General features: G+C 55.7%; 16 protein-coding genes and 2 pseudogenes. 5 read left to right on the top strand and 13 right to left on the bottom strand.

Annotation, left to right across the window (positions count from 1 at the left end; all coding sequences use genetic code 11):
• Positions 1-68 precede the first annotated feature (68 nt).
• Positions 69-428 carry a helix-turn-helix domain-containing protein gene (locus LT85_RS01420; protein ID WP_052134528.1) on the top strand — a complete coding sequence of 120 codons (360 nt, stop codon included), beginning with the start codon at positions 69-71 and terminating at the stop codon, positions 426-428.
• A gap of 779 nt (positions 429-1,207) precedes the next feature.
• Here LT85_RS01420 and LT85_RS26330 read toward each other — a convergent pair.
• From LT85_RS26330 to LT85_RS01405, 3 genes and pseudogenes are all read right to left on the bottom strand, one after another.
• Positions 1,208-6,049 (bottom strand): annotated as a pseudogene (locus tag LT85_RS26330) (beta strand repeat-containing protein); the annotation flags it as partial.
• A 99-nt stretch (positions 6,050-6,148) separates the two neighbouring features.
• Positions 6,149-6,259 (bottom strand): annotated as a pseudogene (locus LT85_RS27645) (ESPR-type extended signal peptide-containing protein); the annotation flags it as partial.
• A gap of 310 nt (positions 6,260-6,569) precedes the next feature.
• Positions 6,570-7,283 (bottom strand): response regulator transcription factor, encoded by a 714-nt coding sequence (locus LT85_RS01405; protein ID WP_038484394.1) that lies wholly within the window; start codon positions 7,281-7,283, stop codon positions 6,570-6,572.
• Between the two features lie 841 nt (positions 7,284-8,124).
• Between LT85_RS01405 and LT85_RS01395 the strand changes: the two genes are divergently transcribed.
• Complete coding sequence (locus tag LT85_RS01395; RefSeq protein ID WP_038484387.1) at positions 8,125-8,454, top strand: hypothetical protein; 330 nt, start codon at positions 8,125-8,127, stop codon at positions 8,452-8,454.
• Positions 8,455-8,503: 49 nt separating this feature from the next.
• Here LT85_RS01395 and LT85_RS27435 read toward each other — a convergent pair whose 3' ends face one another.
• The 4 genes from LT85_RS27435 to LT85_RS01375 all read right to left on the bottom strand — a co-directional run bounded on the left by LT85_RS27435 (position 8,504) and on the right by LT85_RS01375 (position 12,128).
• Entirely contained in the window at positions 8,504-9,292 is a 789-nt protein-coding gene (locus LT85_RS27435; protein ID WP_172656929.1) for a transposase, read from the bottom strand.
• 997 nt (positions 9,293-10,289) lie between these two features.
• Complete coding sequence (locus LT85_RS01380; RefSeq protein ID WP_038484382.1) at positions 10,290-10,991, bottom strand: response regulator transcription factor; 702 nt, start codon at positions 10,989-10,991, stop codon at positions 10,290-10,292.
• Positions 10,992-11,303: 312 nt separating this feature from the next.
• Entirely contained in the window at positions 11,304-11,477 is a 174-nt protein-coding gene (locus LT85_RS26325) for a hypothetical protein (RefSeq protein WP_156117394.1), read from the bottom strand.
• A gap of 21 nt (positions 11,478-11,498) precedes the next feature.
• Complete coding sequence (locus LT85_RS01375; RefSeq protein ID WP_038484379.1) at positions 11,499-12,128, bottom strand: LysE family translocator; 630 nt, start codon at positions 12,126-12,128, stop codon at positions 11,499-11,501.
• 159 nt (positions 12,129-12,287) lie between these two features.
• On the opposite strand from LT85_RS01375, the gene LT85_RS01370 reads away from it, so the two are divergent.
• A complete protein-coding gene (locus tag LT85_RS01370) occupies positions 12,288-12,752 on the top strand; it encodes an Lrp/AsnC family transcriptional regulator (protein ID WP_038494698.1) in 465 nt (154 codons plus the stop codon).
• A gap of 997 nt (positions 12,753-13,749) precedes the next feature.
• Here LT85_RS01370 and LT85_RS01365 read toward each other — a convergent pair.
• The 4 genes from LT85_RS01365 to LT85_RS01355 all read right to left on the bottom strand — a co-directional run bounded on the left by LT85_RS01365 (position 13,750) and on the right by LT85_RS01355 (position 17,126).
• Positions 13,750-14,529, bottom strand: a complete 780-nt coding sequence (locus tag LT85_RS01365) for an isocitrate lyase/PEP mutase family protein (protein ID WP_038484376.1) — start codon at positions 14,527-14,529, stop codon at positions 13,750-13,752.
• 168 nt (positions 14,530-14,697) lie between these two features.
• Positions 14,698-14,862, bottom strand: coding sequence for a hypothetical protein (locus tag LT85_RS26865; RefSeq protein WP_172656928.1), 165 nt, complete (start codon positions 14,860-14,862; stop codon positions 14,698-14,700).
• A gap of 92 nt (positions 14,863-14,954) precedes the next feature.
• Positions 14,955-15,797, bottom strand: a complete 843-nt coding sequence (locus LT85_RS01360; protein ID WP_216595039.1) for a helix-turn-helix transcriptional regulator — start codon at positions 15,795-15,797, stop codon at positions 14,955-14,957.
• Between the two features lie 159 nt (positions 15,798-15,956).
• Entirely contained in the window at positions 15,957-17,126 is a 1,170-nt protein-coding gene (locus LT85_RS01355; protein WP_081991907.1) for a JmjC domain-containing protein, read from the bottom strand.
• A 324-nt stretch (positions 17,127-17,450) separates the two neighbouring features.
• Between LT85_RS01355 and LT85_RS01350 the strand changes: the two genes are divergently transcribed.
• Together LT85_RS01350 and LT85_RS01345 are read left to right on the top strand one after the other, a co-directional pair.
• The gene (locus LT85_RS01350; protein WP_038494690.1) at positions 17,451-20,999 is read left to right on the top strand and encodes a pyruvate formate lyase family protein; all 3,549 of its coding nucleotides are present in this window, start codon (positions 17,451-17,453) and stop codon (positions 20,997-20,999) included.
• Between the two features lie 201 nt (positions 21,000-21,200).
• Positions 21,201-22,595 carry an MFS transporter gene (locus LT85_RS01345; RefSeq protein ID WP_253273639.1) on the top strand — a complete coding sequence of 465 codons (1,395 nt, stop codon included), beginning with the start codon at positions 21,201-21,203 and terminating at the stop codon, positions 22,593-22,595.
• Positions 22,596-22,628: 33 nt separating this feature from the next.
• Here LT85_RS01345 and LT85_RS01340 read toward each other — a convergent pair whose 3' ends face one another.
• Positions 22,629-24,071, bottom strand: a complete 1,443-nt coding sequence (locus tag LT85_RS01340; RefSeq protein WP_038484370.1) for an efflux transporter outer membrane subunit — start codon at positions 24,069-24,071, stop codon at positions 22,629-22,631.
• Positions 24,068-25,315 carry an efflux RND transporter periplasmic adaptor subunit gene (locus tag LT85_RS01335; protein WP_038484367.1) on the bottom strand — a complete coding sequence of 416 codons (1,248 nt, stop codon included), beginning with the start codon at positions 25,313-25,315 and terminating at the stop codon, positions 24,068-24,070. The genes LT85_RS01340 and LT85_RS01335 overlap by 4 nt, the downstream gene beginning before the upstream one ends.
• Position 25,316 lies beyond the last annotated feature (1 nt).

Raw genomic sequence — 25,316 nt, 5'->3', positions numbered from 1 at the left:
ATACATCATTTTCGTCGAGGAGGGATAGATCGACACTTCATGTCATCTAATGATATGGAGGCTCCTCCTTGGACGATCAGGCAAAACTGCGCGACAAAACACTTTCCAAACTGGTTGGCGCTCGTTTGGCGGCGAGGCGCAAGGAACTGAAACTTACGCAAGCGGACCTGGCAGAAAAACTGGGAATCGAGAAGGAAAGCGTTTCACGTCTGGAAACGGGCGTTATATCTGCCTCTCTGGGAAGGCTTTCGACTCTGGCTGATGCGCTGGATCTTTCGATGGAAAGCCTGCTGCGCGATGTATCAGCTCATCCTAGCGATCAGGCGGCAAGCCTGATTGCGGCAATTGAAGATTTACCCGAGAAAAAGCGTGCCTTGGTTCTTCGCACTGCAACAGAGTTGGCAATGATTTTAAAGACAGACAAATAAGAAGCGACGAGAGAGTTACCCCATTCTGCATTACAGTGAGCAAGCCCGGCAGGCAAGGAAAAACGCCTTGCCTTACTGGCTATGGAGTCGGAAATTTTTACTACACCTTATCCTTCCAAGCGTCACCGGTGACCTGTATTTAGGGTGCAGTGCGTCCTGCTTAGGATGCCTCCAACTGCACTCGTCTTCAGGAGCGACGGGGATGCAACCCAAAGAATGCGCGAATGAATGCCAATCACTCGTCTGAACCGGCTACCTCGATAGACAATACAATCAACGGGGCACAAAAAAACCTGGCCCAGGTCGCGTGCTTGGACGCACTGCAACGTATCGCGAAGCTAGAAAAATCATGCAATCAGTTTTTATCTTGCGCCCAATGTATCTTCCAAACCAACCGCTGGCATAAAGCGCAGCGAGTTGCTGAGCGACCGACCGTAAAACATTCCATAGCGGGACTCAACAATAGAATTTTGGCGACTTTGCCCCATTGAACGGGTTGAAATATATCGAATGAATTGTCAATAAAAAACGCAATGACACTCATTCGAAGTCATTGCGTTTTCATTAGCTATCCGACGAAATGCATTACTCCGGATATCTAGGCCAAGTGCTTATTTCCACTTGAAACCGTAGCCAAGACTTAAACCGGCATTGTGGCCGGTAGTGCTGACCCCAGCCCCCCAAGCGCTCATGCCGGTCTTGCTGATGGACTTGAACTGCAGGGCCAGCGCACCATAACCCTGATATGAGCCAACACCGACACCCACACCTTTTTCACCCGCATCCAGAGCCGGCATCACTGCCCCCGACATCGCCATACTCATGGCGATACCCGAGTAAGCAATCCGTTGCACATTACCAATCTGGTTTTGCACGTTGTTGAGTTGGGATACATTCACAGCATCAGTCGGATTGACACCTGGAGCCACATTGGTAATGCGACGTTCGCTACCATGAGCACCTACAGACACCGTATTGTCCTGATCCGCCACAGAACCTGCACCCAGCGCAACAGTGTTGTTAGCAATCGCTTGCGCTCCCGCCCCCATTGCCACAGAGTTATTACCGGCGGCAACCGAGTTATAGCCAACTGCGACGGTTGGGTCGCCGGTAGCCTGAGCGTTATAGCCGATGGCGACCGCGCCTTCCTGGGAGGCAAGCGCCCGGAAGCCCACAGCCGTGGTATTGACTGCCGTTGCCCGCGCATTGGAACCATAGGCGCTTGCGCCGTCCTGGGTGGCCTTGGCGCACAATCCGGACGCTGTGCTGTCGATGCCATTGGCAGAACCGCAAGTCGCCACGACCACCGATGTAATCGTGTTGCCTGATATGCCTCGTGTTTCCGCCATTCCGTTGGCGTTGACGGCACCGATCAGGGTGGCGCCGATACCCATTCCGGAATTCGCGGCATATGTGCTGCTCGCTACCAGCGGTGCAATAGTTGTAGACAACGACGACACGTTGCTGTTGGTAGTGCTCAGGCCGGTTGACAGTGACGACACACTGCTATTCGTTGTACTCAACCCGGTCGACAACGACGATACGTTGCTGCTCACCGTACTCAGACCGGTCGACACGGAAGTCGACAGCGAACCGACATTGCTATTTGTCGTGCTCAGGCCGGTCGACAGTGAAATCACACCGCTTTGCGTCGTGCTGATCCCGGTCGAAGCCGATGTCGACAACGACGTCATATTGCTGTTGGTAGTGCTCAAGCCTGTCGACAGCGATGACACATTTGTGTTGGTGGTGCTCAGACCAGTCGACAGCGACGAAATACCGGTCGATGCAGACGTCGACAGCGAGGAGACATTGCTGTTGGTCGTGCTCAAACCGGTTGACAGTGACGAAATACCGGTCGATGCGGAAGTCGACAGCGAGGAGACATTGCTATTCGTCGTGCTCAGACCAGTCGACAGCGATGAAATACCGGTCGATGCAGACGTCGACAGCGAGGAGACATTGCTGTTGGTCGTGCTCAAACCGGTTGACAGTGACGAAATACCGGTCGATGCGGAAGTCGACAGCGAGGAGACATTGCTATTCGTCGTGCTCAGACCAGTCGACAGCGATGAAATGCCGGTCGATGCAGATGTCGACAACGACGACACATTGCTATCGGTCGTGCTCAAACCGGTCGACAGCGACGAAATACCGGTCGATGCGGAAGTCGACAGCGAGGAGACATTGCTATTCGTCGTGCTCAGACCAGTCGACAGCGATGAAATGCCGGTCGATGCAGATGTCGACAACGACGACACATTGCTATTGGTCGTGCTTAACCCTGTCGACAGCGATGAAATACCGGTCGATGCAGACGTCGACAGCGAGGAGACATTGCTGTTGGTCGTGCTCAAACCGGTTGACAGTGACGAAATACCGGTCGATGCGGAAGTCGACAGCGAGGAGACATTGCTATTCGTCGTGCTCAGACCAGTCGACAGCGATGAAATGCCGGTCGATGCAGATGTCGACAACGACGACACATTGCTATCGGTCGTGCTCAAACCAGTTGACAGCGATGAAATACCGGTCGATGCAGACGTCGACAGCGAGGAGACATTGCTGTTGGTCGTGCTCAAACCGGTTGACAGCGATGAAATACCGGTCGATGCAGATGTCGACAACGACGACACATTGCTATCGGTCGTGCTCAAACCAGTTGACAGCGATGAAATACCGGTCGATGCAGACGTCGACAGCGAGGAGACATTGCTGTTGGTCGTGCTCAAACCGGTTGACAGTGACGAAATACCGGTCGATGCGGAAGTCGACAGCGAGGAGACATTGCTATTCGTCGTGCTCAGACCAGTCGACAGCGATGAAATGCCGGTCGATGCAGATGTCGACAACGACGACACATTGCTATCGGTCGTGCTCAAACCGGTTGACAGCGATGAAATACCGGTCGATGCAGATGTCGACAGCGACGACACGTTGCTATTCGTCGTGCTCAGACCAGTCGACAGCGATGAAATGCCGGTCGATGCAGATGTCGACAACGACGACACATTGCTATTCGTCGTGCTCAAACCAGTTGACAGCGATGAAATACCGGTCGATGCAGACGTCGACAGCGAGGAGACATTGCTGTTGGTCGTACTCAAGCCGGTCGACAACGACGACACATTGCTGTTGGTCGTGCTCAAACCGGTTGACAGCGATGAAATACCGGTCGATGCGGAAGTCGACAACGACGACACATTGCTATCGGTCGTGCTCAAACCAGTTGACAGCGATGAAATACCGGTCGATGCGGAAGTCGACAACGACGACACATTGCTATCGGTCGTGCTCAAACCAGTTGACAGCGATGAAATACCGGTCGATGCAGACGTCGACAGCGAGGAGACATTGCTGTTGGTCGTACTCAAGCCGGTCGACAGCGACGACACATTGCTGCTGGTCGTGCTCAAACCGGTTGACAGCGATGAAATACCGGTCGATGCAGATGTCGACAACGACGACACATTGCTATCGGTCGTGCTCAAACCAGTTGACAGCGATGAAATACCGGTCGATGCAGACGTCGACAGCGAGGAGACATTGCTGTTGGTCGTACTCAAGCCGGTCGACAGCGACGACACATTGCTGCTGGTCGTGCTCAAACCGGTTGACAGCGATGAAATACCGGTCGATGCAGATGTCGACAGCGACGACACATTGCTGCTGGTCGTGCTCAAACCAGTTGACAGCGATGAAATACCGGTCGATGCAGATGTCGACAACGACGACACATTGCTATCGGTCGTGCTCAAACCGGTTGACAGCGATGAAATACCGGTCGATGCAGATGTCGACAGCGACGACACGTTGCTGTTGGTCGTGCTCAGACCAGTCGACAGCGATGAAATGCCGGTCGAAGTCGATGTCGACAAGGAAGTCACATTGCTATTGGTCGTGCTCAGGCCGGTCGACAGTGAATTCACGCCGCTTTGTGCTGTGCTGATGCCCGTCGAGGCTGAAGTCGACAGCGAAGTCACATTGCTGTTGGTGGTGCTCAGGCCAGTCGACAGTGAATTCACGCCGCTTTGTGCCGTGCTGATGCCGGTTGACGTTGAAGTCGACAGCGAGGTCACGTTGCTGTTGGTCGTGCTCAAGCCAGTCGACAGTGAAGTAATGCCGGTCGAGGCCGAGGTTGACAGCGAGGAGACATTGCTGTTGGTCGTACTCAAGCCGGTCGACAGCGACGAAATACCGGTCGATGCAGATGTCGACAACGACGACACATTGCTATTCGTCGTGCTCAAACCGGTTGACAGTGATGAAATACCTGTCGATGCAGAAGTCGACAGCGAGGAGACATTACTGTTGGTCGTGCTCAGACCAGTCGACAGCGACGACACGTTGCTGTTGGTCGTGCTCAGACCAGTCGACAAGGAACCGATGTTGCTGGCGTTGGTGCTGATGCCGGTCGACGCTGAAGTCGATAGCGATGTCACGTTGCTATTGGTCGTGCTCAGGCCCGTCGACAGCGATCCGATGTTGCTGGCGTTGGTGCTAATCCCTGTCGATGCCGAAGTCGACAACGAGGTCACGTTGCTATTGGTCGTGCTCAAGCTAGTGGACAGCGAACCAATATTGCTGGCGTTGGTGCTGATGCCAGTTGAGGTGGATGACGATAAAGATGACAATTGGCTGAAGTTGACGGCATCAGTTGGAGCCGCCCCTGGTGCAACATTGGTAAGGGTAACTGGTGCTGTAGCACCTGCACCTCCCAATGTAACGCTCGTGTGACCAGGATTATCATACTGAACTGAATTAGCAATTCCAGTTGAAGCAGAAGTCGACAACGAAGTCATATTGCTGTTGGTAGCGCTCAGGCCAGTCGACAGCGATGAAATACCGGTCGATGCCGATGTCGACAGCGAAGTCACATTGCTGTTGGTTGTGCTCAAGCCAGTCGACAGCGAATTCACGCCGCTTTGTGCTGTGCTGATGCCGCTCGAGGCCGATGTCGACAACGACGTCACGTTGCTATTCGTTGTGCTCAAGCCAGTGGACAGTGAATTCACGCCGCTTTGTGCTGTGCTGATGCCTATCGACGCCGATGTCGACAACGACGTCACGTTGCTGTTGGTGGTACTCAGGCCAGTCGACAGAGAATTCACGCCGCTTTGTGCCGTGCTGATGCCGGTTGAGGTCGACGTCGACAACGTGTAGAGTTGAAAGCCGTTCACGGCTTGAGTACTTGTCGCGTTTATCGCGCCGGCTGCCACTCCTGAAAGCTGAACACCGCCTGTGGGGCCGGCCCCTGGCACGTTAGTCATGGTCAAGATATTGCCGCTCGTACCCCCGGGCCGGAAATATATTAGCCCGGTGTCACCATTGACTTCAACCTGCGTTCCATTAGCGCTAACGCTCGCAAAAGTCGAGCTCCCTGGAGTTCCGACAATAGGTGTATCAGCCTGGCTGCAAGCGTTACCAGCGCCGTTAGCCGACCCTCCCACGAGATACGAGGCCGAACTGCTGTTACTGATGTTGCTTGCGCAGAGCCCCGGAGCTTGGACCGCAGCCTGCGCCTCTGGCAGCAAAGCAGCTCCGTCAAAGAAAATCAAAGCGCCCAAGGCAACTGCAGCGGCAACTTTACTTTTACTCGGCTTACCGCTGCGAACGGTCACTTTTCCGGACCGTGCGATATCAGCAAAGGAAATTATAGACAGAGCGGAAATAATTCCCGCTGCTATAGGCTTCAAGCTATCAAATCCTGTCAGGCGCAGAATCGTACCAGCCCCGCGCGTACTTTTTTTCTTGCTACTGCGAACACCTTCTGACACCACAACCCATTGACGATGGAATTCGCTCCAAACTGTTGCATATATCTTGTTCATTTCCTCATTCCCTAATTCGATGATGTCGCACGGTTTGCCCAATGTCGCGTTAACCGATTGTCCGGCGCCCTCGATGCAACTTTGGCCACTTTGAATTGTGCGAGATTCGCGGTGACGTTTTTAGATAAAAACTACAGAAACAGACAGCTTTTCAGCTGTTACCACCGGCTAGGAAAATGCCAATTGCGACATGTCCATGCTTAAGATCATTAATGCCCATAGGATCAATGAAGTGCGTCGTTGATCTTCTATTTTCAATTTCAGATAATTCAAGTAAAGATTCCGGAGACTCCGTCCAACAAATTTGGCATCAAGGAGATTTCTCGGCATCCTTTTCCACGCTTAGTTGATCCAATCGATAGCCATACCGATAAATCGAACAAAGCCTAAAACCACCTTCTGGCCGCAATCGCAATTTTTCACGTATGCGCGAGATATGTGTGTTCAAGGTTTGAGACGAAATCACAGTCCCTCGCGACCATACCTCCTCCAAAATCTGCGCACGAGAGACGGAGACACCAAGGTTGCGAAACAACATGAGCGCAAGAGAAAATTCCTTTGGCTTGATATCAATCAACTCCTCTGCCACGGTCAAACGACAGGCACGTGTGTCGAATAAATAATCACCAAAAGCAAATTTTTCAGCCACGTTCTGACTCGGATAAGCGAGCCGTATAAGTGCCTTCACGCGCGCCACCAATTCATTGCGACGGATTGGTTTAATGAGATAACTATCAGCACCGGCGCTCAAACCTTCAACGGCCTCATGTTCGTCCGCATGATTGGCAATACACATAATTGGAATGACCTTGGAAAATTCGCTTCTTATCCAACGAAATAGCTCAACCGCAGTCAGATCCGCAACTCGCCAATCGATAATCAACATTTCGTAATTTCCTCCGCGCAGCTGACTCAACATCTCCATCCCACTATCAAACGCCTTACAAACGTATCTTTCAGATTCGAGAATTTCGCAAACGATACCGGCTTGATTTCGATCCTCGGCAAGAACAGCAATTTTCATATTTCTCCAACCGGGACTTCAGCCTTGCGCGCTTTTGACATCCTTGAAATTCGTCTAAAATTTTGGAACTTAAAAATTCAGACGAGATTGAAATCCCCCGTCTAAGCCACTGATGACGCGATTGTAAGCAGCCGATAAGCAAAAAAATAATCATCAATTGTTAAATTCCGGGTCGCTAACAATTGTTGAGATTGTGTCGACCATCGACAACAACGCAATGATGTAAAGAGTGAGGAATATGAAAAAAATCGATGAGGAAAATATTCTGCAGACGCCCTACGTCGTTCGTTTTTTTGCTATCTGGTCACGTAGAGATAACCCTGTCGCAATAAACAACCTCAATTAAAAGAAAAGAATCCGGCATAACTTTTCTAATGAGAAAAAGGAGAGTAGCCGTGAGGAGAAGTAAATTCACAGAGCGGCAAATGACTTTTGCTTTGAAGCGAGCGGAATTGGGAATGACGATAGATAGGTATGTCGCAAGCTTGGGATATCTGAGGCGACGTTTTGCACCAGGACGAAGATTGCGACCGAGGACCTTCCGAACTACGTCGGCTTCGTCATTTGGAAGAAAATAATACGAAGTTCAAGAAACTGATTGCGGATCTATAGCCGAAAGCAATCGGCGTGGTAACGCCTGCGATATTGCCGACGTAGTTGAATATCAAACTGACCAACCTCATGGTTTCCCCAGCGCCGTCTTGCAACCAGGTATCAATCTCGGTCGTAATGCTTTTGCCAAAAACGGTCAGCGTCATCAATACGATTGATCACGTGCTACTGTCCACGAGAGCGAGACAGAGTCAGCCGCACACCGGCCGCTGCGCCCCCGAAAATACCGATGGTGAAAAACGATGTGGGTCAGCCGAACCTGCCACTCAGCCATTCCGCAATGGGCGTGAAAATAGTCGTCACGAAGTACGAAGCAGAAGAAAGGAGTGCCATTTCCCATCCGCGCTATTGCTTCGGACACCACATGGCAGTGACCCAGCTATTGGCAGGAAAGCGCCGGGCTTCGATGAATCTCAGTGCAAAGCGCAATGCAAACGACAAGCCAAGCGTCAGTAGGATTGGTCGTCACTTCGCCATGAAGCACACCAAAATCGTGGCAATTGACCATCCCATCAGCGTGAACAAGTACAGGTTCCTGCTACCAATCAGAGGCTTGTAATGAACGTCAAAGGCCTCATGATTTTACTTTGTGTGCATAAAAATGCATTTCAGATTTCCCCTAACAGGGCACGCAATTCTTTGATGCTTAGTCCGCTGGCGTCATGCATCTTTATCAAGACAGATGCTCCAATCACTATTTGATGATTTCGAATTTTGCTAATCACGGGTGGAGAAATTTTAAGTTTTCGCGCCAGCTCCGCATCATTTCTGAGGCACAAATTAACTATCAGAGTATCCAGCAATCGATTTGGATTACACGTCGTATTTGCAATACAGTTACTAGACTTTCCATCTGACGGAATCTGCAGCGAAGCAGAATCTTCAATCCCCCTCAGATTGCGACATTCGATACTTTTTAAGTACTCCAAGTCACCAGTCACTTTTTTTTCAGCGCCGCGGGAATCTGACATCAAATCGACCCAATGCAAAGGCGAATCTTCTGAAATTTTCGATTCATCGAAGCTTCTGAAAAATTCTTTTTTCGAGCCATTAATCTTGCGGCTTTCTCTTCTGAAAGATCTCTCATTAACTCGCATTAACACTCTGTCGCCATAGGCGGAAATTTCTTCGATTATGGCGCGCAATTCCAAATCTTCACTTACATGCGACATGAGTTGATGCCAGAAGCCGCTTACACTCCAGCGTCTAAAACGCATATACGCTGTGTTCCATTTTCCAAACTCAGATGGTAGTTCTGGCCACGTTCCGGAACCTGCCAATTTCCAAAGAATTGCATCGATAAACAATCGATTATTACGGCCGGTTACCCCTGGTTCATTTTCTGATCCAAGAAGCAGCGGCTCCAATTTTTTCCAGTGGTCGTCTCGAAGACTCATTATCTTTTCCCGCACAAAACACCTAGCTCCACAACTGTTTCGATATCTCTTCCCCGCTTTGAAATGACTCGCATATACGTCCATCGCACGTAGGCACGTCGTAAAATAGCGGCATGATCGCAATCATTATCAAGAACGGCCATTTTCACGTTTTTTTTCAAAGATTTGAAAGCTGATCGGCAACTTTTTTCGCATCGAATTTATGCTAAAAATCCAAAATAAAACGAAGAAATTCCGCATGTGGATTCTTGATTTTTTACTGCGTTTGTTACGTTAGTATTGTAGGCAGCATGCGACCTAATAAATAATTAGTAATTGTTAAATCTGAGAATTTTTACAAATGTTTAGATTTCATCGGTCACATTCAATCCGATGCTGATATGGCTGACAAAATTTGTGTCGTGGTGAACTTAATCACGAAGCAGCTGCTGCTTCTACATGGCTTTCCTACACATATAAACTGAGTGTGAAAAAATATCCCAGACGACTTTACGGCACGATCACCGCGGTAGGTATACCAAGTCGCGTGAAGCGATTGAGGATGGCGACGCGCACCTCAACTCGGGAACCAGACGATCGAAGCCGCCTGTCATTGCCCGCCACCCAGCGGCCCGAAACAATCAATTTTTTCTTCGGCCAGACTGCGCCGACGATAGCCGGCCACCTCTTCAAAATCATTAGTCAAGACGGCGCGTGGCATGCAATAGGGCTTTGTGCGCCCAGCGCCAGAGCTGCGCTCTTTCTACGGTTTGCCGTTTATTGCGTGTCGGAATACTGCCTTGTACACCGCGCCGCGCAATGGCTTCATGACAGCCTTTCGTGTCATAGATATCCGACCAGATGAGCCGCGAACTATGGCCTTCAACGCCACGTTGCATTTTTCTCAGTAGGTCGTTCGATACTTCCGTTTGACGGGAGCACCCATAGCGCTAGCTTGCAGGAGCCTCAATTCAGATGAGACTGGCGAAGATTTATGCAACAAAGCCATCTAGCATCATCAAGTCGCAACTGCTGCGCATTGTTTACTTGTGTTGAGTCGTTGCAGTTGATAACCATATCGATAGATTGAATAAAGCCGATATCCGTTCTCTACCTGTAGCTGCAATTTGTCTCTGATATTGGCAATATGTGTATACAAGGTTTGGTACGAAACGGGAATGCAGTTTGACCAAACTGTCTCGAGAATATATGTGCGAGTAAGGGGGCAATCAAGGTTGCGAAAAAAAAGCAGCGCTAGATCAAATTCCTTTGGTGAGATGTCAATTGGTTTACTTGCCCGTGTCAGCTGGTGGGTACTCATATCAAATAAATAATCGCTAAATTCGATTTTCTTATTTGCATTCATCGGATACGCGCGCCGCACCAACGCCTGCACTCGCGCAGACAGTTCATTGCCCCGTATAGGTTTGATCATGCAGCTATCGGCACCCGCAGTTAGTCCTTCAACAATGCCTTCTTCGTCAGAATTGTCCACGACAAACAAAATAGGTATAGCTTGGGGGAGTTGCTCCCTTATCTCTTTTAATACATCAAGCGCACTCGCTCCGCCCAGAATCAGCAAGTCGAAGTTACCACTGCTCAACCGCATCAATACGTCTTCATCCCTTTGGAACGCGGCACAAATATGCCCTTCGGATCTGAGAATATTGGAAATAAGATTAATTTGATGAAAATCATCATCAAGAATCGCGATATTCATTTTTTAGTACTTCCACTTTGATAACGAAGTCTTGGCGATCATATGGCCGTCAATGAAATGATCAATTGGTGTAGTGTTGGTTTGCATGGAATTACCTCTATATGTGAATTAAATGAAGTTTTGAAATCAGGCTGCTGAACTATGGGAACCAGCCATGGCCTTATCGATGACTGGCCTGCCCGCCGTTGCAGCGGCGGTCTCGTAGACAATGCGGCTCGCGTCGAAGAAATACGCCGCATCGGAATGGTGGACGATCGAAATTGCGCAATGCCAAGTGCTCCGCCGGAGACATTTGGACCACACAGGCACTCTTCAAAGGTTGCCGCCAACCACGCGCAGTGCGAAGCCCGAATGGGCACAGCGCAGCCCTAAATGGGCTAACACCGCAAGCACTACGCTGATTGCCAGGCCCACATGAACATCGATTCCCGCGATGACTGGGGGCATGTGGTATGCGTTGATCGGATGAATCAAAGGCTTGTCCATTCAATACTGCAAGCTTGTCGATCATGATTTTCCTTCGAACGCCAGTCTGACACCGAGCGCCAGCAGGACGATGCCACTGGTCCGGTGTATGCGGGTTAAAATACGGGGATTACGGTGGATCGATGCTGACAGCAGGCCAGCGAATAATGCGACCGGCCCTTTAACGAGAAACGTCAGGCCGGCAAACGTCGCACCCAGAACAAATAGGGAAAGCATCGGATGCGTCGCATTCGCAGGGACAAATTGCGGCAGGAAGGCAAGGTAAAAGAGCACAATCTTCGGATTCGAGGCATTGGACAAGGCTCCCTGCGCGAAGGTCCGCAGCGTCGATGCCGGTGCGCCCCGAATGCTCGCCAGAGACAACTCGCCCGACGAACGCAACAGCGTGATGCCGAGGTATAGCAGGTAAAGCGCGCCGACGAGCTTCAGTGCCGTGAAGAGCCACTCCGATGCTTGAAGAAGCGCCCCTACACCTAGCGCCGCGAGCACCGTGTGCACCAGCAGGCCAGTACTGACGCCCGCCGCAGTGACGATGCCCGCACGGGTTCCACCGGACAGCGTGCGCGATATCACCAGGACCATGTCCTGTCCCGGGGTGAGAATGATCAGAAGTGAGGTGGCGATGAATGATAGCCACGAGAGTTGAAGCATGGAATTTTTCCTGAATGGGGGCAAAACCGCACTGCGTGCTCCGTGCGGGCCAGTCGTTAAATTATAGTGCTCCCCCCGTAGCGATTGGATGCGTATTTGGCCATACAAACATCAATTTTTGGAGTTATTATCCACAATCAGAAAAATATGGAGTTAATTATGTCAATAAAACTCGACGCAATAGATAAGCGCATTTTGCGTGCGCTCCAGAGTGATTCAAACCGGACCAATGCCGAACTCGCGCAGCACGTCGGACTCTCCGCGACACCGTGCCTGCGCCGCGTGAACCTTCTCGAGGAGCAAGGCGTCATCGACTGCTATGTCGCGCTGCTGAATCCCGCTGCCGTTGACCTGCGCTTTACCGCCTTCGTGCGAATCACGCTTGAGCGCCAGGACAAAGCGACAGTCGAGCACTTTGCAAAGGAAATGGAAAAAGCGCCAGAAGTGCTTGAGTGCCATCTGATGGCCGGAAGCTACGACTATCTCCTACGCGTCGCCGCCACGGATCTGGACGACTATCAGCGCTTCCAGATGGAGACGCTCACAAAGATTAAAGGGATACGCAACGTCGAAACCGAGATCCCGCTCAGACGAATCAAGCAAACGACCCGTCTCCCGATCTAGAAGCGGTCGCAACGCGGCTATTCCCATCGTAGCTACCTTGCTCCGAATCCTTGTCGAAGTCATTGGACATCTACGATCGATGATCTTGGCGTCGGGGCGTAGGTAGGCTGCGGCAGCCAAAGCGACTTTCCCGTTCACATCAGTCCCCAACCCACCGACAAATGCTGCTCACGGGATAATTAGCGTAATTTCTTGTCGTAAGAGCCCTCCTTCACTCGTCAGCGTGACCGCAGTAGCATTCCCGACAGAACGGACTAAATTTGTAGCGCGGGATGAATCGGATCGACGTTGGCCTCATCAACGACAACTCCAGTGGCGAATGCCGGAATGATGGCAAGCTCTAAGTGGCAGTGACTCTCCTGGCTTCTGGCGTAACACCGCCATAGTTTGCTATTTCATGTGCGCGGTAGCCACGACGCCAAACGAAGGTATTCGAAAGAACCTGGCCTAGGGGACTCACGTCGTCCTTCTCTTAGGCGAAGATATAGACTACCGGGAAGTAGGGAGGATAGTGCTCGAACGGGGTGTTTCGATACGTCCTATCTCTACTTTGTATTCGCCAGTACACTATCTTCCCACCGCAACAGGATTTATCGAGGCTGCCGCCCAAGGATTGGGGTGGTGCCTGGCACCAGAGTCACTAATTGGAAACGCAATAAAGGAACGCCGCATTGTGAGCATCGCGCCAAATCGTTGGCTAGACGTCCCACTCTACTGGCAACACCCATCGGTTCAATCACAGATCTTGCAGCAGATTGGCACAGCCCTTCAAAACGCAGCTTCGACCATTTTGGAACAATAGCACCTTGGGAACCCTGAACATTAACGAAAAATTTCGACTGTGACAGCTACCGCCATCTCCGGTATTCCGCTCATCTTCGCTTCCGGCTACGACATCACGCAGGGCGATCCGCGCGGCCGTTTCTTTACGATTAAAGCGACCTACAAGTTCCTGTGACAGCTTGTGTGCAAGCCATCTCCGGCCTCTGCCTGAGATTCAGGCAGAGGTAGTTCCCAAGGCATCCCGCGCCGCCTGCTCCAGTTGTTTCATCAGCTTTAAATATGGACCTGGCCCGTAGCTCACCCGGGCCACGCCGGCGTGCGCCAATTGCGGCAAGGAGGGCGTTTGTTCGCGCACCATGACATTGAGCGGTAGCGGCGATTCGGCCGCCAGCCTTGCAATCAGGCGCTCATCGGTCAGGCCCGGTACGAACAGGCCGTCCGCGCCCGCCTCGGCATAGGCATGCGCCCGCTGCAGCGCCAGGGCGACCAGGGCGTCGTCATGCGGCGGCGCCGATGGCTGAAAGAAGATATCCGTCCTGGCGTTGATAAAGTACGGCAGGTCCAGGCCGTCGGCCGCATTCCTGGCGTGCCGGATGCGTTCGCTTTGTTCCGTCACGCTGCGTAGTGTCCGGTTTTCCGGGAAGCTGTCTTCCAGGTTGCAACCGATGGCGCCGGCCCGGATGCTGCGTTCGATCACGCCTGCAACCTCGGCGGCTGTCCTGCCGTAGCCGCTTTCGAGATCGACCGTGACCGGCAAATCGACCGTGTGCGTGATGCGCTCCAGGTTGCCGATGACCAGATCAAGCGGCACCTGCTCGCCGTCCGCGTAACCATTGACATGCGCCACCGCCCAGCTGCCGGTAGCGATTGCGAGGGCGCCGCCGGCGGCAACCGCGGTTGCGCTGCCCGGGTCCCAGATATTGAACAACACCAAAGGATTTCCTGGAATATGCAGTTGCCGGAATTGTTCCGCTTTCTGTTTCAGGTTATTCATGATTCTCCTTGTTGTTTAAAAAAACAGCACATCATGGGCGAGCAGAGCAACCCGCACTTTCCTTGGCCGGCAGAGTTGCCCCGCGCAACGCGCTTGCCGATGCTACGCTAGTTTGGCAATGTTTTCATTTCTCGACCGCCATTTCCGCGGGGCTGTAACCGCACACGCTTATGGTGCTGACGACGCATCGGCTGGATGCATCGCGGCGTAGGCGTCGCGCAGTTTTTGCGCGCATTCCTGGCAACAGACTTCGACGGTTTTGCCGCCGATCTTGATCTTGATTGCACTCTCGTCAAGCTTGTAATCGCAGGCTGCACATGTTTTTTCTGACATGATGGTTCTCCGTAAATACCCGAAAGCCGGGACCTGTAGAAGACCATGCGGCGACATCAGCCGCTATCGAAATCTTTAGTAACTTGTGTTTATTACCGCTGCAACGCCGCTTGCTTGAATGCCGATGGCGAGCGGCCGAAGGCCTGGCGAAATGCGGCGCTGAAATGGCTATGGCTGGAAAAACCGAGGTCGAGGCTGAGTGCGGACAGATCCTCGTATTGGTCGAGCAGATCAAGCGCCCGCGCCAGGCGCAACTGCATTTGGTAACGGTACAGCGGCATCCCCTCGATCTGCTGGAATACCTGGGTCAGGTACACCGGCGAACCGCCGGTTTCGGCAGCAATTTCGGCCAGCGTCCAGCGCCTTGCCGGATCGCTGGTCAGCACCAGCTTGGTCCGGTCCACCAGTCGCCGTAGGCCGTGGCTTGCATGTGCAGCACCTGCGGTCTGCAAACCAAGCGCGCGGCGCACCAGGGTCAGCGTCAATATCTCCCCTTCCAGCGGCTCGGCGATACCGTTGCGCAAAGAGTGCCGCAGCAGCGCCACCAGCACCTGTGCGCGCGAGTCGATGCGTTGTCGCTGCTGCTTGAAGACCGCTTGCGCCTGGTGTTGCACAAGTTCGGGCGGCGCCAGTTCCAGCAGCATTTGCGTATCGACGGCAATCGACAGGCAAGCGTCGCCGCCGGCGACCGGATGGCTGACCTGATATTCCTGGGACGCGTTGAAGAACAGGACCTGGTTGCTGTCGGCAACCGCCTCGTCGCTGCCGACATGCCGCATATAGACGCCGCGATAGGGAAACACGATGTGGGTGCTGCCTGCGCATTCGAGCGCGCTCTTGTGGCGGCAGTTGCCACGGCAATGCACGTCGTGGACGGCGGCCGTCGGGGTATTCAGAAGAGTCTGGGATGTGATTTCCGGCATGGTCTGGCGCACGCTAGGGTCTGTCGACGTGACATAACCAATGCATTTTGCATGCTTTTGTCCATTTCCGCTGGCCCGGCTGCAATGCTTGCCAATTCAACATATTTCAACACGCGTCAGCACATTGCAGCACCTGTCAGCAGGTTCTGCTCGCCGACAGGCGAGCCAGAATCACAGTCCGCCATTGCGCAAGATCAAACCGGTCTCGACAAATTCCTCCAGGATCTCGGCTACCCGCGCGACCGGCACGGCGCCTGTTGCCTCCGCCACCTGATGGCCGTGGAAAGATTTTTTCCGCGCGCCTATCCACTTCAGCACTTGCCATGCGTCCTTTGCGAGCACGCTGCGTTCATGCTTGCGACCGGTCTTTACGACCAGCACGTCGTCATCGCCGGCCACGCCGCCATCGATATGGAATGCAATCTGCGGATTACGTTCAAACGAAGCCGTCAGCGCACCGCCCCAGTCGGCCAGTAAGGCGCTAGCCGAAAGTTCTGACACTGCCTCTCCCGCCGCATCAATCAAATGCTGCAGACGCTGCCGCTTTTGTTCATGGTCAGCGGTGGAGCCAAGGCCAAAGGCCAGTTCGCGGCCAGCATCGTGCTTGAGCATCAGGTCCCTGATTTCATTCATCAGCAAATCTGTCCACGACGGCGGGTTGATGGTGAACAGCAAGGACAGCGACGGTTCGTGATTAAGGGTGCAATGCCAGTAACCGGGATGCAGGTAGACCAGCGTGCCGGGCCGTGCCTCGAAGCGTTTGCAGCCGGGCGGCATGCGTGTCGGGAACGGCTGGCGCGCATAGCGTTTCATGTGTTCGTTGACCGTGGTGCCGGCGGACCAGCCCACATGCGGATTGACCAGATGCTTGTTCTCGGCGACGCACCATTGCTTGCTGCCGATCAGTTGTATGTTGATGGTGACGTTGGGATCGAAGTGAAAACCGGAACCGGTGCCTTGCGAAATGAAGGCTTCGAAATAAACATCCTCCTCGCGCAGGCCGAGATCGCGCTCAAGCTTGCGTGCAATCGGTTCCAGCGCGGGAACATGTTCTTCGACCTTGCTCAGGTAGAGCGTGTAGCCGCTTTCATAGAATGCCGGCAGTTGCTTCGCGGTGGCGTTGATCAGCGGATTTTTTGTATCGCGCGGGGCCCAGGCATCGGCGTCGCCGCGCCAGGCTTCGAGCAAGGCATCGATGCTGGCCAGTTCAGGGATGGCGGCGATTTCGGCGAAGCGTTGCGGCGAACCGTGGCCGATATAAGGCTTTTTTTGCCAGTAACGCGCCATGAACGTATCCAGCGCCAGCGGATGTATCAGGTCGGCCATTCCCAGCTTTTTCATCGTCGCTCCCGTCGCAGAAAAACCATGACCCGAAGCAAATAAACTCGCCCGGTGTGTGATTACTGAATACGCTCGCTACCGCCAAAAACCAGTCATGTTGTTTCTATATTCCAATATTAGCCGCGTGTCGACTGTCAAATTTGACAGTCGTGTGCGATTCGTTTCCGTCCGCGCCGTGCACAGCGCAATTTCGACAAATCGGCGGATTTTTCCGATAGAATTAATTTCCACAAAGAAATATTAATGTATTCCACCTTCCCGGCCCGCACTCAGCGGCAATTGCATTCCCACGGCCTCGCGCCACGTTCAGATAAGGATCTTAAGATGTTTATCGACGCTATCAAACACACGCAATACGGCTTGTTGACCCGGGCCGTATTCGGCCAGATCGCCACCCTCACGCTGCGCGACCACAGCCAGACTACCGCAGAGGCAATGCTCAGCCTGGTCCGCTCGCTTGCCAATGCCGCCAAGGCATCGCCCGCAAACGCCGGCCTGGTGGCGGCTTTCGATCCGGAATTGTGGGGCCGCTGGCATGACCGCCAGATTCCGGTATCGCGCACAGTGCTGGACAGTTCGCCCAAGCTGCGCGATAGCGGCGGCGATGTGCTGCTTTACCTTAAAGCCGACAGCGCCGCCATTGCTGCGCAACTGATGGAAAGCATACGCCCCGGGCTGGAAGCGCTGGCGGCGCAGATCGAAATACTGCCGTTGGGCAAACGGCCGGACGGCAAGGTGATGGGCGGCCGCTATCTTGACGGCATCACCAATCCGAACGATCCGGTGAGCCTGGCCAGCGACATTCTGGTCGATGGCGAATTCCGCGGCGCCTGTTACGGTTTCACACAGAAATTCCTGTTCGAATGGAGCACGATCGGCGATATGCTGCCCGACGCGCAAGACGCCATGCTGGGTCGCAATCCCGCCGGCGTCATCTTGCCGCAGCATGATCACAACGCACATATCCATCGGGTGCATGTCCTCGACAGCAATGGCGACAACCTGAAACTGCTGCGCCAGGCTTTGCCGTTCGGCGAGCACGCGGGCAGCGCTGCGCGTGAGAAAGGGTTGATGTTCGTGGCCTTCTGCAACGCTCAACCGCGCTTCGAAACCATCATCAAGCACATGATGGGCGGCATGCCGGACCGGCCCGCCGACCGCATGATGAGCGTGGTGCAAGGGGTGGCCGGCAGTTATTGGTATGTGCCGAACGCGCAGGAACTGAATGTGCCGGCTGCCGGCATCGATGATGTTCAGGAAGACCCGCACTGGAAAGCGCGTAGCGAAAACGGCTATATGTTCTACAACGGTCAGGACTATCTGCACCAGATGAGCGAAGGAAAATATGCCGCTGGCGATCCGCCCAGCCCTCGCCTGCTGGCGCTGCTGGGACGGGCGTTTTCACACTGGAACGACGGCTGGCTCAAGCGCCATCCCTTTCCGCGCCTGCCGCATTTGTCGGAGCTGGTGAGCCAGGCCGAGGCGCCGTCGCTGACCGCTTCGGTGGCTTTGCGCAAAGCACTGGCCAATCACAAAACGCTGGGCGGTTTGCTGTCCAGCCCGGAGTCGGAGATCGCCCGCAAGAACGGCTTGCTGCGCATCTACCCCGAGGAACTGATCGTCGGCGTGATCCCTGATTTCACGCTGGGCCGCGGCAAGGAAGTCGTTCCCTACCTGACCGAGGACGAAACAGTGGCGGCCTGGCTCAAGGGTCAGTTGAACGAATGGTCGGCCATGGGCCACGTGGTGCCGCATTACCAGAAGCTGGTCACGCTTGGCCTGGGCGGCTTGATCGCCGAACTGCAGCAGCAGGCGCAGGCCGCTGCCCTGCTGCAGGAAGACAAACCCGGCGACAGCGCCTTGAAGAGCAGGCTGGAATTTTATCTTGCGGCGATCTTGTCGCTGGAAGGCGTACAAGACTATCTGGGCAATTGGGCGACTCTGGCGGAAACCGCCGCCGGCGCGGCACGGGATTGCGGTACGGCGGAGAACGCCAACAATATGCGCGACGTCGCCGCCCGCCTGCGCCACCTGCGTACCGAGCCGCCGCTCAGCTTCCAGGACGGCGTGCAGCTGGTGTTTTCTTTCCATTGTTGTCTGCACCTGGTAGGCGAACTGACATCGCTGGGACGGCTGGACCAGATCCTGTGGCCCTTGCTGGAGCACGACAACATTGGCCCGGAACGGGCGCAGGAAATCGTCGATTGCCTGTGGCTGAAGATCGGTGAAAACGCTTTCGTCAATCGTGGCCTGATCACCGATTACGTCAACTATGGCACCACCGCCGTCTGCGGTTACGGCGGCAACTTTCCGCAGGGCGGCGGCATCAACCAGTGGGTTCAGCAAATTACCGTGGGCGGTTATGTCGCCAATGACGACGCCACGCCGACCGGCGGCGTCAACCCGGTCACCATGCTGTGCCTGAAAGCGGCGCGGCGGATCCCGGTCAACGCGCCGACCCTGTCCCTGCGGGTGTATGACGGCATCCCCGATGCGATCATGGACGAAGCGGCCAAATGCCTGCTGGCCGGCGGCGCGCATCCGATCCTGTATCAGGATGACCGCCTGTGCCAGGCCCTGCATGCATCCGGCAGCAATGTAACGCTGGCTTGGTCGCGCAATTATGCGGCTGACGGCTGCTATGAACCGATGCTGGCCGGCGCCACCGGCTTCTCCTTCAACAACGTCACACCGATGACGGCGCTGGAGCAAACCCTGAACCAGGGCGCCTGCTACGGCGAAGCCGGCCCGGTCTATCTGCGCGGACTCAAACAAACCTTCCGTTCGCCGCCTGTTGCTGCAATCACCAGCTTCCAGCAATTGCAGGATATCTTCCTGCGACAGCTGGAGTGGATCACGATCCAGAGCTACAACGTGATCTTGGGCGGCTTCGGCAACCTGGCCGATATCTGCCCCAGCCCGCTGCTGTCGGCGGTGATCGAGGGCTGTGCCGAATCCGGCCGCGACCTGACTGCCGGCGGCGCTCGCTTCAACATGATCGCGCCGCTATGCGTCGGTATCTCCAACACTATCGATTCGCTGTATGCGATCCAGAAACTGGTGTTCGATCCGGCCACCGCCGTCACTACATTGCCAGAACTGGTCGACTGCCTGATCAACGATTGGGGCTTCAACATGATCGAGCCCTATCAAAGCCAATTGCTGGGCCCGGCCGACGCCGAGGAACGCGGCCGCCGTTACCAGGAACTGCGCGAGACTGCGCTGGCTTTGCCCAAGTGGGGCAGCGGCGACGCCGAAGTCGACGCCTTGGGAAAATGGCTGATGGATAACACCGTGCGCATTTGCGTCGACGTCATACGCAAACCGCACCCTGCCCTGAAACCGGCGTTGGACGGCATCGCCAGCACTTACGGCAACCCCGAGTTCGTGATTACGCCAGGCATCGGCACCTTCGAAGGCTATGTCGGCGACGGCCTCGGCTGCGGCGCATCGGCCGACGGCCGGCGCAACGGCATGCCGATCGCCTCCGATCTGTCACCCGTCCCTGCGCCGCAAGACCTGCCGCCGACGCCGGCTTTCCGCAACATCTACCAGGCGCTCAAAAGCTGGCGCGTCGATTCGATCGAATACGGCTTGTCGAACGCGTCGCCTGTCGACATGAATATCGAGGAGGATTTTCCGCTGCAAGAGTTGCAACGCTTTGTGAAAGCTTATGCGCGCGGTGAAACCGGCTCCAACCTGATCACCCTTACCTGCGCCGACCTGGCCACCTACCAGGCGGCGGTCAACGATCCGGAGCGCTACAACCTGGTCCGGGTGCGGATGGGCGGCTGGACCGAGTTCTACGCCACCATGTTCCCGATGCATCAGGAACAGCATCAGCGGCGGCAATATTTCACACCGGAAGAGTAGTCTCGGCAACCTCAGTAGCCTCATGAAAAGAGCGTTCAGCGGCACAGACCGGCCGGCTGGGCGCTCTTTCTGAAAGCCGCTGCGCAAGATGGCAGCAGCCGTATTGAACATTCAATTACTTCGTCATTTCGTCACGTGGCGAAGCATCTCGCATCGGGAAAAAAGTATATTGATCTCCAGCCCGCCATCTGGAGACCCGCCGTGACCGACACCACCGAAACAAAGCCTTTCCCCGGAAACCGGATACTGATGGCCACCAGCATCAGCTACACCATCGTGCTGCTCGACGCTTCGATCGTCAACGTCGCCTTGGAACAGATCAGCGGCACGCTCCACAGCAACGTCGCCGGGTTGCAATGGGTCGTCAACGCCTACACCCTGACCTTCGCCAGCTTCCTGCTGACTGGCGGCACGCTAGGCGATCGCCTTGGCGCGAGAAACATCTATCTTGCCGGCCTGGCCGTGTTCACGCTTGCCTCGATGCTGTGCGGCTTTGCGCCCGACCTGCTGACGCTATCGCTGGCGCGCGCGTTGCAAGGCATCGGCAGCGCGATGCTGGTGCCCTGTTCCCTGTCGCTGATCAACCAGGCCTATCCTGATCCGGCCCGGCGCGCTTCCGCTGTCGGCGTCTGGATGGGTTGCGGCGGCGCTGCCATGGCTTGCGGGCCGCTGCTTGGCGGCGTACTGATCCATTGGTTCGGATGGCGCAGCATCTTCTTCGTGAACTTGCCGCTGGGCCTGCTCGGCATAGGGCTGACGTGGTCGGTCGCGCGTGACAAAGTCCTGCACTCCCGCCACGTCGATTTAGCCGGCCAGATTGCGGCAGTCATCGCGCTTGCGAGCCTGATTGCGGTGCTGATCGAAGGCGCTGTGTTCGGCTGGCGATCGTTGCCGATCATTTCAGGAATGGTGGTGAGCGGCGTTGCATGGACCTTGTTCTTCACGATAGAAACCCGGCGCGCGCACCCCATGCTGCCGCTATCGTTCTTCCGCAACCGCCTGTTCGCGGGTTCGGCCTTTGTCTCGATGGCATCTGCCTTTGTCTTTTACGGCGTGTTGTTTATCTTCAGCATTTACTATCAGCGCGTACTCGGTTATTCGCCGCTGCAAACCGGGCTGGCTTTCCTGCCGATGACCATCATGGTGGCGCTGGGCGGCCTGTTTTCCAGCCGCCTGGTGCGCATTTTCGGGACGCGCTGGCCGATGTGCATGGCCTTCGGCCTGTACGCCGCCGGCTCCTCCGGCTTGCTGCTGGCGACGCCGGCATCACTGTACTGGACCGCCATCCTGCCGATGCTGGCAATCGGGCTGGCCTCCGGCTTCATCTCGCCGGCGGTGACTGCGCCGGCAATGGGTACTGTCGATAAAAGCCGCGCCGGAGTGGCCGCCGCTGCCCTCAATTCAGCAAGGCAAAGCGGTGCAGCGCTAGGCGTCGCCATCTTCGGCACATTCATCGCAGCGCTGCAGCCGTTTGAGCGCGCCATGCACGTCGTGCTCGGGATTGTCGCCATCACAGCGCTTGTGGCTGCGATGGTCTGGTGGTTATCCGCCAAGCGGGTCACTCCCGCCGTTATACGGAGTGCGCTTGCGGAATGACGCGGATCGACTCGCCTCGCCACCGTGACCAATTCACCTGGCCGCTTGCGCCGTATCGCCCTGCCAGCCGCCGCCCAGCGCCTTGACCAGATAAACCGAGGTCAGCATCCGCTGGCCGTTGATCTGCACCATCTGGCGCTGATTGGTCAGCAGCGTTTGCTGCGCCGTGATGACATCGAGATAGGTGTCGAGGCCGCCGGTGTAGCGGTCGTTGGCAAGATCGAGCACCCGTTGCGAGCTATGCACGCTCGCCTCGGCCTGCTTGCCGGCGCGCCCCAGCACCGCCAGGCCATCGATGCCATCCTCGACTTCCTGCATCGCAACCAGCACCGTTTGCCGGTAATTGGCTACCGCAGCGGTGTAGCCGGCTTCGGCAATCTTCACGCCGGCGCGGGTCTTGCCGGCATCGAACAGGTTTTGGGTGATCGAGGTGCCAAGCGACCAGAGCAGGCTGGGTGCGCTCAGCAGATTGCCGATCTGGTTGCTGTCCCAGCCACCGTTCGGCTGCAGCAGGATAGTCGGGAAGTATGCCGCGCGCGCCACGCCAATGCCGGCATTGGCGGCCGCCACGGCGCGTTCGGCAGAAGCAACATCAGGGCGGCGCTGCAGCAGATCGGATGGCAGACCAACGGGCAAGGGCGACAATACCGCCGTCATCAGCGTCAGCGCCGGTTCCAGCTTGAATTGCGGAGCGGGCGTGCCAGTCATGGTGGCGAGTGCGTGTTCGTACTGCATACGCTGGTTTTGCAATAGTTCAAGCTGGGTCTTGCTTGCGTCAAGCAGCGCCTGCTGCTGCGCCAGATCCAGGCCGGAAGCGACGCCCAGGTCATGGCGGTCGGTGATGAATTCCAGGGATTTCTGTTGCAAGGCGATACCCTGGCGCACCACGTCGATTTCGGCATCCAGCTCGCGCAGATTGAAATAATCGGCGGCCAGTTCCGACATCAGCACCAGCTTGGCGTTTTCAAAATCAGCACCAGCCTGCTCGGAAGAGGCACGCGCCTGCTCCACCGTGCGGCGTACCCGGCCAAACAAGTCGGCTTCATAACTGACCGCAAAGCCGAGCTGGAAGTTGTTCTGCACGGTCGACTGGCTCGGCGTGCCATAGGCGCTGAGCGGCCGGTTGGCTGAAATTTTCTGGCGAGCGGCGCCGGCCTGCAGACTCACCTGCGGAAACAGGCCGGCGGCGCTGACCGTCACCTGTTGCCTGGCTTGCTCAAGACGCGTCGCGGCGATCCGCAAGGTCTGGTTTTGCGTCAGGGCCAATTGCTCCAGCTGGTTCAGGCGGGCATCCTGGAACGTCTCCCACCAGTTGCCTTTCAGCGCGCCGTCGTTCGGCGTCGCGATATGGAACGGCTCCTCGAATTGCCAGGCTGCCGGCATCTCGATGTCAGGTTTTTTATAGTCAGGACCGCTGGCGCAACCCGCCAGCCAGACGACGGCGCTGACCAGTGCGAGGCGGCGCGGCGTATTCATAGCTTGGCCTTCTGCGGCGCCGCAGCGGCTTTAGGCTGGACAATCGTCACGGCGTCGTTGTCAGCCAGAGAATCGGGCGGATTCAGCACCAGTTTGTCGGCAAGACTGACACCGCTCAGGATTTCCAGCGAGTTGCCGAGATCGTGACCGATGACGATCGGCCGCAGCTTGATGCGCCCGTTGCCGCCGACCACGGCGATCCGCGCTCCTTCGGGACGAAACAGGATCACATTGGACGGCACGATCAGCACATCGGAAGCGCCGCCAAGCGGCAGCGCAACCTGCACATACGCGCCGGCCAGCAGCTTGTGTTCCTGATTCGGCAGATTGATTTCCATCTGCATGGTGCGGGTGGCGGCATCGATCGCGCCGGCGGTCCGCACCACTTTGCCGTGGAAGGTCTGGCCGGGCATTTCGCTTTGCGTGATATCGACCTGGTCGCCGATCTGGATGCGTTGCGCATACGCCTGCGGTACGTAGACATACACCCGCAGCTGGTCGATCTGCGCCAATGAAAACAAGGCGCGTCCGGCGCCGCCGTTGCCGGCATCGATCAGGTCGCCGACATCGACGCTGCGGCGCGTCACCACACCGGCAAACGGGGCGATCACTTTCTTGAAACCTTCCAGTTTCTGCAGGCGACGCACATTGGCGTCTGCCGCAGCGAGATTGGCTTGGGCCTGGGTGTAAGCGCTGGTGCGCTCGTTCAATTCCTGCTGCGTGACGGCGTCTTTCTTGCGCAGCGCCTCCCATCGTTCAGCGGAAGTCTTGGCCAGATCGAGGCTGGAGGCGGCCTGTTCCCGCGCCGCGATTGCTTGCGACAATTGCTGGTCCACTTCAGGCGTGTCGATATCGGCCAGCAATTCGCCTTTGGCGACATTGGCGCCGATGTCTTTGTACCAGCGCAATACATAACCGCTGCTGCGCGCATACAACGTCGATTCGATCATGCCTTGCAGGGTCCCTGGCAAAGTCACCGGCTGGCTGCTCGTGGCTGCCTTGGCATTGATGGTGGTCACGTACAGCAGCGCGTGCTCATTGGTGGCGGCAGTCAAGGCGCGGGCATGGACCAGGCGCAACGCGACGGTTGCAATCGCGCCCAGCAACAGCAGCACGAGAATGACGCCGGCAATCAGTCTGGCGCGTTTGCGGATATCGGCGCGCGGCGAAGAGCGCACGCCAGCCGCAGGGGACGGCGCTTCGGCGCCATGGATGCCGAGAACGGCATGGCGTTTTTCAGACATG

The organism is Collimonas arenae, from assembly GCF_000786695.1.
Classification (GTDB): Bacteria; Pseudomonadota; Gammaproteobacteria; order Burkholderiales; family Burkholderiaceae_D; genus Collimonas; species Collimonas arenae_A.
Note: the sequence above shows the minus strand (reverse complement) of the source record. Positions and strands in the feature narration are given on the sequence as shown.